This window comes from Nakamurella endophytica (assembly GCF_014646215.1).
Taxonomy (GTDB): Bacteria; Actinomycetota; Actinomycetes; order Mycobacteriales; family Nakamurellaceae; genus Nakamurella; species Nakamurella endophytica.
Genome location: NZ_BMNA01000019.1, coordinates 1 through 12,112, shown reverse-complemented (window position 1 = coordinate 12,112; position 12,112 = coordinate 1). Strand labels below are relative to the sequence as shown.

Annotated in this window: 8 protein-coding genes; 6 read left to right on the top strand and 2 right to left on the bottom strand. The window is 74.2% G+C overall.

Annotated features, from left to right (window positions below):
• Window positions 1-115: 115 nt before the first annotated feature.
• From IEY37_RS20865 to IEY37_RS20850, 4 genes are all read left to right on the top strand, one after another.
• A complete protein-coding gene (locus tag IEY37_RS20865; RefSeq protein ID WP_229674731.1) occupies window positions 116-1,216 on the top strand; it encodes an alpha/beta fold hydrolase in 1,101 nt (366 codons plus the stop codon).
• Between the two features lie 275 nt (window positions 1,217-1,491).
• Window positions 1,492-2,430: a DUF3152 domain-containing protein gene (locus tag IEY37_RS20860; RefSeq protein ID WP_188944869.1), complete on the top strand. Its 939-nt coding sequence runs from the start codon at window positions 1,492-1,494 to the stop codon at window positions 2,428-2,430.
• 195 nt (window positions 2,431-2,625) lie between these two features.
• Entirely contained in the window at window positions 2,626-3,789 is a 1,164-nt protein-coding gene (moeZ, locus tag IEY37_RS20855) for an adenylyltransferase/sulfurtransferase MoeZ (RefSeq protein WP_188944868.1), read from the top strand.
• A 159-nt stretch (window positions 3,790-3,948) separates the two neighbouring features.
• Entirely contained in the window at window positions 3,949-4,758 is an 810-nt protein-coding gene (locus tag IEY37_RS20850; protein ID WP_188944867.1) for a TIGR02569 family protein, read from the top strand.
• Here the strand turns inward: IEY37_RS20850 and IEY37_RS20845 are convergent.
• Window positions 4,736-5,755, bottom strand: coding sequence for a DUF4192 domain-containing protein (locus IEY37_RS20845; RefSeq protein WP_188944866.1), 1,020 nt, complete (start codon window positions 5,753-5,755; stop codon window positions 4,736-4,738). The two genes, IEY37_RS20850 and IEY37_RS20845, sit on opposite strands and share 23 nt — an antisense overlap.
• 114 nt (window positions 5,756-5,869) lie before the next feature.
• A complete protein-coding gene (locus tag IEY37_RS20840) occupies window positions 5,870-6,154 on the bottom strand; it encodes an MGMT family protein (protein WP_229674737.1) in 285 nt (94 codons plus the stop codon).
• 216 nt (window positions 6,155-6,370) lie between these two features.
• Here IEY37_RS20840 and IEY37_RS20835 point away from each other — a divergent pair, with 216 nt between their 5' ends.
• A complete protein-coding gene (locus IEY37_RS20835; RefSeq protein WP_188944864.1) occupies window positions 6,371-9,586 on the top strand; it encodes an ATP-dependent helicase in 3,216 nt (1,071 codons plus the stop codon).
• Window positions 9,583-12,112: ATP-dependent helicase (locus IEY37_RS20830; RefSeq protein WP_188944863.1), on the top strand; the 2,530-nt coding region annotated here is incomplete at its 3' end. The genes IEY37_RS20835 and IEY37_RS20830, both read left to right, overlap by 4 nt.

Sequence of the window (12,112 nt, the reverse complement as noted above, 5' to 3'; positions counted from 1 at the left end):
CCTCCCCGGCGCGGGCCGCTGCGGCCCACGTCCCGCGCGGCAGGAGCCGCGCCCGGTACACCCTAGTCGTCCGGCCGTCGACCGCCCCGAGGTCCGCCTGCGGCACCATCGACAGATGTCCCCGACGCTGCCCGTCTATCGCCGGGTGGTCCATGACGAGCTGACCCGCCTGTCCGACGCCCCGCTGTCGGACCGGGCCCTGCCGGAGCCGCTCCCGCTCGACGCCCCGCCGCCGGACGGCTGGTACGAGCGGGTCGACGGGCGTGGGCTCTTCGTGCGGCGGACCACACCTCCCCTCGGAGCGGCCGCACCGTCCGACCAGGCCTGGTACGTGCACGGGCTGGCGGGGTCGACGACCAACTGGACGCAGCTCGCCGACCTGCTGGCCGACCGCGCCGTCGGGTACTCCGTGGACCTGCCCGGGCACGGACGGTCCGATCCGCCGCCGCACGGCCGGTACCGGCTCTCGGACGATGCCGACCTGGTCGCCGCGGTCATCCGCCGGCGCTCGGACCGCCCGGTGCACCTGGTCGGGAACTCGCTCGGCGGCATGGTGGCGGTGGGCATCGCCGCCCGTCATCCCGACCTCGTCCGGTCCCTGACCCTGATCTCGCCCGCCGTGCCGGATCTCCGGATGACCACCGACCGTGGGGCCGACCGACGGCTGGCCCTGCTGCTGTTGCCCGGGACGACGGGAGTGGCGGTGCGGCGGCTGTCCGCCGTCGACCCGGCGGAGCGGGCGCGCGGGATGGCAGCGGTCTGTTTCGGTGACCCGTCCGTGATCACCGAGGACCAGTTCCGCGCCGCCGCCGAGGACCTGGCGTGGCGCACCGGCTTGCCCTGGGTGCACCGGTCGCTGCTCGGGTCGCTGCGCGCGTTGATGACCAGCTACCTGTCGCGAGGCTCGTCCTCGTTCCGCGCGGCGGCCGCCCGGATCTCGATCCCCACGCTGGTGGTCTGGGGCACCCGCGACCAACTGGTCGACCCCCGCCTGGCCGAGCGGACCGCGGCCGCGTTCCCCGACGCCTCTCTGCTGCTGCTGCCCGGGCTCGGGCACACCGCGATGATGGAGGACCCGACCACCACGGCACGCGCCGTGCTCGCGCTCTGGGACGGGGTGGAGCACGCCGGAACTCACGGTCGCCGACCTCCCGGCCGGTCGGACCTGCCGGGCGCGCCGGAGCAGGCGCCGGGCACCGTTGTGGCAACCTCGTGACCGTGACGCGACCTGCCCGCGACCATCGTGCCGATCCGGGCCGGTCCGACCGGACCAGCCGGTCGTCTGCGGGACGCCGGAATACCGGTGCAGTTCCGCCGACGGGGCTGCGCCGCGGCCACGGCATCGGTCCGTCGTCGCTGTGGGCGGACGACGACGCCCCCACCGCCCGGGAGTCGAGCGGCGCGACCAGCACCGGCGCCGCCCGGCGCTCCGCCGGGCGCGCGTCGTCGGGCGGACGCCGGACGCCGCGGCCGCCGTCCGGACGCCGAGGGTTGCTTCGCCGGGTCGGATGGCGCGGCTACGCCATCCCCATCCTGCTCGCGCTGACCGTGGTGGCGGTCCTGCAGGTCGCCCGCAACACCCCACGCACCGCCGCGTCCACCCCGGTGGCGCAGACGGTCACGACCGTGGTGTCCGGCGTCCCCACGACGGTCACCGTCAGCGGTCCTCCGGCGACCGTCACGGAGACCCGTTCCGTCACCGGTGCGACCGCTGCGACCGCTGCGACGGGCGCGACCGCTGCCACCGCGACGGCGCCCACCGGACCGGATCCGTCGGGGTCGTTCTCCGCCGCCATCCCCTCCGGCGCACTGCCGCCGGGGGAGGCGTTCACCGCGCGGGGCAAGGGCACGTGGCACGTGGTCGCCGGTACCAGCCCGGCGCGAGGGTCCGGCGCCCGGGTCTTCACCTACACCGTGGAGGTCGAGGACGGCATCGAACCGGCGGCCGCCGACAAGGAGTTCGCCGCCAAGGTCGACGCCGTCCTCGCCGACCCCAGGTCGTGGATCGGCTCGGGCGACTTCACCCTGCGCCGCATCGACCGGGGACAGCCGTCCTTCCGCATCTCGTTGACCAGCCAGATGACGGTGCGCAGCGCGCCGCTGTGCGGGTGGGACATCCACCTGGAGGCGTCGTGCTACGCGCGCTCGGCGCAGCGCGTCGTCATCAACAACGCGCGGTGGACCAGGGGAGCGGTCTCCTTCAACGGCGACCTGGGGTCGTACCGCGTGTATGCGGTGAACCACGAGGTCGGCCACGCTCTCGGCTACCACCACCAGCCGTGCGGCCAGAACGGCGGCCTGGCGCCCGTGATGATGCAGCAGTCGTGGTCGACCGCCGACGACGAGCTGGCCAAGCTGGACCCGCAGACCATCCCGCCGGACGGCAGGACCTGCCACTACAACCCCTACCCGTTCCCGCGCGGTCACTGACCCCCTCGGCACGGGACCGAGCGCGCCCGACCGGGCCCGCGGCGCCACGGTGGTCCGGTGACCTGCCACCCCGCGGGAAGAACCGAGCGGTGACCGCGGTTGTCCGTTCTGGAGCGGGTGAGCGCCGGTCGGCCGACCCGCACGGCAGACTGGCGCCGCCCACGAGCGCAGCGAACGACGGCGAGGAGATGTGACGTGACGACCCTTCCCCCCTTGGTGGAGCCGGCCGAGTCCCTGTCGAAGGCCGAGGTCGAGCGCTACTCCCGGCATCTGATCATCCCCGATGTCGGGATGGTGGGGCAGAAGCGGCTCAAGAACGCGAAGGTGCTGGTCATCGGCGCCGGCGGCCTGGGCTCTCCCGCGTTGCTGTACCTGGCCGCCGCCGGTGTGGGCACGTTGGGGATCCTGGACTTCGACATGGTCGACGAGTCCAACCTGCAGCGTCAGGTCATCCACGGCCAGTCCGACGTCGGGAAGTCCAAGGCCGTCTCGGCCGCCGAGTCGATCGCCGAGATCAACCCGTTCGTCGAGGTCCGGCTGCACACCGTGCGGCTGGACTCGGACAACGCGTTGGAGATCCTCGGCCAGTACGACCTCATCCTCGACGGCACGGACAACTTCGCCACGCGCTACCTGGTCAACGACGCCTGCGTGCTGCTGGGCAAGCCCTACGTCTGGGGGTCGATCTTCCGGTTCGAGGGCCAGGTGAGCCTGTTCTGGGCGGAGTACGGCCCGCAGTACCGGGATCTCTACCCCGAGCCGCCGCCGCCCGGGATGGTGCCGTCGTGCGCCGAGGGCGGCGTGCTCGGCGTGCTGTGCGCCTCGATCGGTTCCGTGATGGTGACCGAGGCCATCAAGCTGATCACCGGTATCGGCGAGACTCTGCTCGGTCGCCTGATGGTCTACGACGCGTTGGAGATGACCTACCGCACCGTGCGGATCCGCAAGGACCCGGCCGCCCAGCCGGTCACCGGACTGATCGATTACGAGGCGTTCTGCGGGTCGGTGTCCCCGGAGGGTGCCGAGGCGGCCGCCGGACACACGATCTCGGCGCTGCAGCTCAAGCAGAAGATCGACGCCCGGGAGAACTTCCTGCTGGTCGACGTCCGGGAGCCGAACGAGTACGACATCGTCCACATCCCCGGTTCGGTGCTCATCCCCAAGGGTGACATCGTCAGCGGGGAGGCCTTGTCCGCGCTGCCCGTGGACCGGCCGCTGGTGCTGCACTGCAAGTCCGGAGCCAGGTCGGCCGAGGCGCTCGCGGTGCTGCACAAGGCCGGGTTCACCGATGCCGTCCACGTCGGGGGCGGAGTCCTGTCGTGGATCAAGCAGGTCGACCCCAGCCTGCCGACCTACTGAGCCGACCGGCCGGCCGACCTCCCGGAGGGCCGGGCGCGCGCCGCGCGGACGCCGCGTCACCATGGTGACCGGCGCCGCGCAGCACCGGAGCGCCGCTCCGCCACGCGGGACGGGGCGGCATCACGACCGGACCACGGGTCCCGGTTAGGGTCCGTACCTGTGCCGTCCTCGCCGCCGCCGTCCCACGTGCTGGCCGCGTTCGGTGCCCCGCCGGCAGAGGTCGCCGTGCTGGCCGGCGGCCGGGGCGGGGCGTTCCGGGTCGGTGACACGGTGCTGCGGCGGGTCCACGATCCGGCAGCAGCCTCGTTCCTCGCGACGACCTTCGAGCAGCTGCGGGTCAGCGGTATCCGCATCGCACGTCCGGTCCGGGCGTCGGACGGACGTTGGGTCGTGGCCGGTTGGAGCGCCCAGCGCTTCGTCGCCGGGCGCCCGGAGGCCCGGTTTCCCGAGACGATCGAGGCGTCGGTGGCGCTCCACGACGCGCTGGCGGGCGTGGACGAGCCGCGCTTCCTCCGCCAGCGGACCGACGTCCCGGCGATCGCCGACCGACTGGCGTGGGGCGAGGAACCCGGCGGTGCCGTCGACCTGGGCGACGGGCATGCCGCGGCCGTGTACGCCGAACTCGCGGCGCAGCGCCGACCGGTGTCGGTCGAGCCGCAGCTGGTCCACGGCGACATGTTCGGCAATGTCCTCTTCGCAGGCACGGCACCGCCCGCTGTCGTCGGCATGAAACCGTTCTGGCGTCCGGCTGCATGGGCGGCCGGCGTCGTCGCGGTCGACGCCGTGGCGTGGGGCGACGCCGGACCCGAACTGCTCGAGGAGTGGCGCCACCTGCCCGACTGGCCGCAGATGGTCCTGCGCGCCGTGCTGTTCCGCCTGGGGTTCAGCCTGCTGCACCCACGGACCACGCCCAAGTCGCTCGTCGAGATGTTGACCGCGGTGGAGGTCATCCGGTCGTTCCTGCGTTGAGGTCGGAACTCGTCCGCCCGAGCAGGCCCAGGTCGTCCGGGGGCAAGCCGGCCGCTGCGGCCGCGCGGAGCAGCTGAGCCAGGCGGTGGCCGGGGTCGGCCTGCAGACACCTGTCGACGCAGACCGTCGAGAGGGCTCCGTCACCGTGCCGGTAGGCGGCGACGGCCAGCGTCGCCACGATCGCTGCGGCCTGCGGGTCCGGTATCGCGGTCACCACCGAGACCAGGACAGGGATCCAGGGCTGCGCTTCGGCGCGCAACAACCTGCCGAGCAGACGGTCCCGGGCGACGGGATCCCAGACCAGCACGGCAAGGTCCGCCGCCAGGTCGACGTCGACCGTTCGACGGGCGTCCCAGTCCTGCCGTGCGGAGTCGGCCGCCCGGTCGATCTCGCGGAGCAAGCAGTCCGCACCCCCGGCAGCGGCGCCGGCCAGCACGTCCAGGAGTCGACCGGCGGCGCGGTCCGTCGCGCCCGATCCGGCGCGGGCTCGTCCTCCCTCCGGCGCCGCCACGGACCTGACCACCGCCGACCGGTCACCGAGGACGCCGCGGCCGCGCAGCGCCATGGCCATGCCCAGTTCGACGACCTGCGGGTCGTCGGGCCCGGGCACGCCACAGGCCCACGGAGCCTGCCGGTCGACCGGGATGCCGGTCGCGACGTCACCGTCGACCACGTAGGCGTCGAGCACCACCACGGAGGCGCGCCGCAGGTCCGCCACGACGTCGCGGACGCGTTGCTCCTCCTGAGGGCCGCAGTAGCCGGCGACGACCAGTCCACATCTCTCGGCGCGGAGCCGGGGCAGCAGGCGACCGCGGACCTGGGCCCACGGCGCATCGATGTCCACCCGCATCGCCGACACCACCCGGGCGGCGCCGGGCGACAGCGTGATCGTCAGCAGGACCAGGCTGGCGGCCGGGCGGAAGCCGAGGACGAACGGCACCGCGGCGAGCAGGCCTCGCCGACCGTGCACGGTGACGGGTGTCGGGTGCTCTTCCACGGCGTCCACGGTGCGCAGGCGGAGGGCGCACCGGAAGTGCCGCTCAGGTCGTTGTGGACAGCCGGGACCGGAGTGGACAACCGTCGTCGCGGACCGGCCCGAGTCGTGCCACGATCACCACCGCCAGCGCAGCTTCCGCAGGTCCACCCTGCCGTCTCGCACCCGCACGCCCTCCTCGGCCAGTCGACCGGTCTGCTCGTCCCGCAGGTGCGGCGCCGGCGTCCCGTCCGCGCGGACGACCCGGTACCAGGGGACGGACTCGTCCGACATCTCGGCCAGCACCCGGCCGGCGAGCCGCGGCGAGCGGCTGCCGGCGGCCGCGGCGATGTCCCCGTAGGTCGTCACCCTGCCCGGCGGCACCGCCCGCACCAGTTCGAGCATCCGTTCCGCGAGCGCCATGTCCACGCCGGCATCCTGCCCGTCCCGAGGCGCCGGCGCTCCCGCCCGGACCGAGCGCGGCCGGGGCCTGTGGATCGACGTGCTCGCAGGCGGGCGCCGTCGCAGGAGCCAGGTTGCGGAGCACGGCCCGGGCGCGGTGCCGCCGGGGCTGTCGGTGTCCCGTGATGGGATTCCGTCATGCAGATCGCGGCGACGGAGAGGGCGCCCGGACCTGGGGTGCGCTACCGCCTCCTGCTGCCGTCCAGCCCCGGCCCGGTGCACCCGACCGACGAGCAGCGCCGTGTCGTCGACCACGACGCGGGCCGGCTGAAGGTGCTGGCCGGTCCTGGCACCGGCAAGACGACGACGATCGTCGAATCGGTGGCCGCCCGCATCGAACGGGGGACGGCGCCGGAGGAGATCCTGGTCCTGACCTTCTCGCGCCGGGCCGCCGCCGAGCTGGCGCAGCGGATCGCCCGCCGGGTCGGGGTGACGACGCGCGAGCCGCTGGTCCGCACACTGCACTCGTACGCCTACCACCTGCTGCGTGACCAGGCGACGGTCGAGGGGCAGCCGGTCCCGCGGTTGCTGGGTGCCGGTGAGACGGATCGGATGGTGCGGGAACTGCTGGCCGGCCACTGCGCGTCGGGGGGCGGTCCGTGGCCGGTCGAGCTGCACGCCGCCATCACCTCGCAGGCGTTCGCCGCCGAGCTGCGGGATCTGATGCTGCGGGCGGCCGAACGCGGTATCGGACCGACGCGCATGATCGAGCTCGGCCGTCGGCACAACCGGCCCGAGTGGGTCGCCGCCGGGCGGTTCACCCGCGAGTACCAGCAGGTCGGCGATCTGCGCCAGATCAGCGCAGGCCTGGGTGTCGCGCTCGACCAGGCGGAGTTGACCGTGGCGGCGCTGGCCGAGCTGAGCCGCGACGAGGTGCTCCGCCGCGAGCAGTCGCGGATCCGCCGGGTCTTCGTGGACGAGTACCAGGACGTCGATCCGGCCCAGGCCCGCCTGGTCGAGATGATCGGGTCCGGCGCCCGCGAACTGGTGGTCGTCGGGGATCCGGACCAGGCCGTGTACGCCTTCCGGGGCGCGGATCCGGGCGCCCTGCGGGACTTCCGGGCCGACGACACGGTCGCGCTGACCGAGGCTCGGCGGCTCCCGGCCGAGCTGGTCACGGCGACCCGCCGCGTCGCGGAGCGGCTGCCGGGGCCCGCCGTGCACCGCGTCCTGCGGAGCGCGGGAACGGTCGACACCACGCATGCAGCGACCGCCGGCCGAGGTCCCCTGGCGGTGGTCGTCCTCCCTGGCGTCGCGCAGCAGGCCGCGTTCGTCGCCGACGAACTGCGCCGCGCCCACTTGATCGACGGTGTCGCGTGGCGCAAGATGGCGGTGCTGGTGCGCTCGCCGGCCGCCGAGATCGCCGCGCTGTCCCGGGCGTTCGGCGTCGCCGGCGTCCCGCTCGTGGTCGGTCGGCCGGACCAGGTGCTGGAGACCGATCCGGTGGTTTCCGCGCTGCTCACCGTCATCCGTTGCGGGTTGGACCTCACCCGGCTGACCGGCGATGCAGCCGCCGCGCTGCTGTCCTCCCCGCTCGGCGGTCTCGACGCCCTGGCGCTCCGGCGGCTGCGGCGGGCCCTGCGGGCCGGGTCACCCGGAACCGGCTCGGCCGGGGACCTGCTGGCCGGCATCCTCGTCGGCGGGCGCCCGTCGGTCGATCTGCCGCCGGATCTGCGACCGGCCGTGGTCCGGCTGTCCGCCATGGTGGGGACGGTGCAGGATCGCCGGTCGGATGCCACCGCGGAGGACCTGCTGTGGCGGCTGTGGCGGCGGGCGGGCCTGGAGGCGGGGTTGGTGGCCGCCTCCGAACGGGGTGGCCGCGCTGGACAGCAGGCGGACCGGACGTTGGATGCCGTCCTGGCGTTGTTCTCGCTGGCCGCCGAGGTCGCCGAGCGACTCCCGCTGGCCGGAGTCGAGTCCTTCCTGGCGACCGCCGAGCAGCAGCTCATCGCCGACGGGCGGGAGAGCACGAGGGACCGTCAGGTCGACGCGGTGACCGTGCTGTCCGCGCATGCCAGCAAGGGCCTGGAGTGGCAGGTGGTCGTCGTGGCCGGTGTCCAGGAAGGGCGCTGGCCAGATCTGGGCCGTCGCGACAGCCTGCTGCACACGGCCGAGTTGCTGGACCGGGCCGCCGGACAGCCGGTCGGCACCGGCTTCGGCAGGCCCCTCGTCGACGAGCGACGGCTGTTCTACGTCGCTGCGACACGAGCCGGGCGCCGGTTGGTGTGCACAGCGGTCTCCGACGCCGACCACGAGCCGTCACGATTCCTCGAGGAGCTGCTCGGCACAGCCCCTCCGGATGCGTCTGCCGGACCCGGCGGTACCGGTTCCGATCCCGGCGACGGGAGGCGCAGCCGTCACCTCGAGCTCACGGCCCTGGTGGCGGACCTGCGGCGGACCGTGACGGACCCGTCCGCCGAAGGCGACCTCCGGCGCCGCGCGGCCGAGCACCTGGCCGAGCTCGCGCTGGCCGGGGTGCGGGGAGCCGATCCGGCCGACTGGTACGGACTGGCGGAGGTGTCCTCCACCGCTGACGTCGTCCCGACCGGTGCGGTCGTACAGCTCTCGCCGTCGGCGGTGGAGACCCTGCTGACCTGCCCGCTCCGGGCGGTGCTCGAACGCCGGGGCGGATCCGCGCCGATGGGCGACGCGCAGGTGGAGGGGATCGCCGCACACGCGCTGGCGCACGGGCTGGCTCTCGGGTTGAGCGACGAGCAGATCGAGGAGTACGTCGACGGTTATGCCCGCGAGCAGACGGAGCTGGCTCCGTGGCAGCGCCGAAGGATCGCCGAGGTCCTCACGGCGATGAGCCGCGCCGCTCGGTCCTGGTACGGCTCCACACATCCACCGCGCACACTCCTTGGCTCCGAGGTGGATCTCGACGTCCGGCTGCCTGCCGACCCGGACGATCCCGACAGCACCGGGCGACCGGTGCGGCTGAAGGGCCGGGTCGACTGGCTCTCCGCCGACCCGGACGGTGCCCTGGTGGTGACCGACTTCAAGACCGCGGCCACCCCGGCGACCCGCGCCAAGGTCCGGGACCACCCCCAGCTCGCCACGTACCAGGTGGCGGTCGCCGCTGGTGCGTTCGAAGCGCCGGCCGACGGTTCCGGCGGTCCCGACGGGCCTGTACCGGTCGGCCGAAGCGCCGAGGCGGCCGCCGCGACGACCGGCGGCGCGGAACTGGTGTACCTGCGCGGCGGAGTTCCCAAGACCCTCGCCCAGCCGCCGCTCGACGCGCAGGAGCGGGCGCTCTGGACCGGCCGGCTGCGCGAGGCAGCCGAACAACTTGCGTCGGCGAACCTGCTCGCCCGGGAGAACGACCGGTGCGACCGGTGCCCGGTCCGCGGGTCCTGTCCCGTCCAGGCCGATGGCGAGCAGGTGACGCGGTGACCACCTCGCACGCCGGCGGTGTCGTCGCACCGTCCCGGTCGGGGGAGCGCCGACCGTCGGTGACCGCCTCCGAGCTCAGCCGGCTCCTGGGACTTCCGGAGCCCACGCCGGAACAGGTGGCGGTCATCGAGGCCCCGCTCGCCCCGACGCTGGTCATCGCCGGTGCGGGGTCGGGGAAGACCGAGACGATGGCGGCCCGGGTGCTGTACCTGGTGGCCAACGGCCTGGTGCGGCCCGACCAGGTGCTGGGTCTGACCTTCACCCGCAAGGCGGCAGCCGGCCTGGCAGCGCGCATCCGCAGCCGGCTGCGTGCACTGGCCGCCTCGGGCGTCACGGACCGCGCCGACACGGCCGAGGCCGGCGACCCTGAGGTGTGGACCTACCACGCCTTCGGTGGACGCGTCATCGCCGAGTTCGGTCCCCTCCTGGGCGTCGAACCGCAGGCGCGGGTGCTGACACCCACCGCGGCGTGGCAGCTGGCCCGTCGCGTGGTGACCCGCTGGGACGCCGACCTCGAGACGCTCCTGCGCCCGGACCAGGTGACCGAGTTGGTGGTGGCCGTGGCCGGCGGCATCGCCGACCACCTCGCCAGACCGGCGGACCTGTCCGCGGTCGTCGACCAGGTGATCGAACGGATCCGGGAGGCGCCACCGGGACCGCGACAGCAGTCGGCGCTCCGGCGAAAGCTCGAGGACCACGTGCGGCGGCTCGCCGAGCGTCAGCGGATCGTGCCCCTGGTCGAGGCGTTCGAGCAGGCGAAGCGGGCAGCGGGGGTGGTCGACTTCGCGGACCAGATGCAGCTGGCTGCGGCCCTGGCGGCCGGTCTGCCGGACGTCGGGGTCGCCCTGCGTGCCCGCCACCGGGTCGTCCTGCTCGACGAGTACCAGGACACGGGCCACGCCCAGCGCGTCATCCTGCGCGACCTGTTCGGCGCCGGTGCCCATCCCGATGCGGTCGGCCACCCGGTGACCGCGGTCGGCGACCCGGTGCAGACCATCTATTCGTGGCGTGGCGCGTCGGCGTCCAACCTGCCCAGGTTCGTCGAGGACTTCCCGTCCGCGGACCGCCGCCCCGCGACCGTGCTGTCGCTGTCGACGAGCTTCCGCAACGCCCGCGTGGTGCTCGACGTCGCCAACGAGGTGTCCGCGCCGCTGCGCGCGGGACGGGTTCCGGTGCGGGCGCTGGCGGCACGCCCGGCGGCCCCGACCGGTGAGTTCCGCATCGCCCTGTTCGACACGGCCGAACAGGAGGAGGAGTGGGTCGCCGACCAGCTGGCCGGACGGTGGTCGGCGCACCAGGACCGCACCGGCGCCCCACCGACCATGGCGGTCCTGCTGCGCCGGCGCCGCGACATGGACGCCTACGCCGCGGCACTGCGCGCCCGGGGCCTGCCCGTGGAGGTCGTCGGTCTCGGTGGCCTGCTCGTCGAGCCGGAGGTCGCCGACCTGGTGGCGCTCCTGCAGGTGCTCGTGGACCCCACCGCCGGTGGCGCCATGATGCGGCTGCTCACCGGCGCTCGCTGGCGCTTGGGTGCCGCGGACCTGGCCGCGCTGGCGCGGCGGGCGGTCGCACTCGCCGGCACCCGCGGCGGCGGGTCGGCGGGGTGGTCCGCGCCGACCGACGGCGCCGTGCGCGACGCCCTGGCTCGCGCCACGACGGCCGACGATGCGGAGGCGGCGTCGCTCGTGGACGCGGTGTCCGACCCCGGGCCCGCCGACGAGTACACCGCGGAGGGTCACCGGCGGATCACCCTCTTCGGCGAGGAACTGCGGCGCCTGCGGAGCCGGCTGGCCCAGCCCCTGCCGGACCTGCTCATCGACCTCGAGCGCAGCACCGCCCTGGACATCGAGGTCGCCGTCCACGGCCCGGCCGGCCGTGCCCACCTCGACGCCTTCGCCGAGGTGGTGGCCGACGTGGCGGACGGCGGGGCCGGTCCGGCCGAGCTGGTCGAGTACCTGCGCACCGCCGCCGAACGCGAGGACGGACTCGCGCCCGGAGAGGAGCCACAGGTCAGCACCAGGGTGCAGGTCCTCACCGTGCACGCCGCCAAGGGTCTGGAGTGGCACACGGTCGCCGTTCCACAGCTGTCCCGCTCCGTCTTCCCGTCCGAGCGGTTCCGGAGTTGGCTGTCCGACCCCAACCAGCTGCCGCCCGACATCCGCGGCGACCGGACCGACCTGCCCGCACTGCACCTGGCCGGCGACGCGGACCAGCGAGACCTCGAGGACGCCATCACCCACCACGTCGACGACCTCAAGGACCTCGGGCAGCAGGAGGAGCGCCGCCTGCTCTACGTGGCCCTGACCCGCGCGGAGGAGTCCCTGCTGCTGTCCGGGCACCACTGGGGCCGGACCGCAGCCGGCGCGTACGGGCCGAGTGCGTTCCTCACCGAGATCACCGACCTGCAGCCCCGTCCCGACGGGCTCGTCGTCGACGGGTGGGCGCCGGCGCCGCCGGACGGGACGGTGAATCCGTTGACCGCGCACCCACGGACGGCGCAGTGGCCCACTGATCCGCTCGGTGGTC

What these genes read in the sequence shown, in the direction of transcription:
- IEY37_RS20840 (WP_229674737.1), bottom strand. Translation starts at nt 6,154, where the DNA reads ATGGCGCTCGCGGAACGGATGCTCGAACTGGTGCGGGCGGTGCCGCCG.
- IEY37_RS20865 (WP_229674731.1), top strand. Translation starts at nt 116, where the DNA reads ATGTCCCCGACGCTGCCCGTCTATCGCCGGGTGGTCCATGACGAGCTG.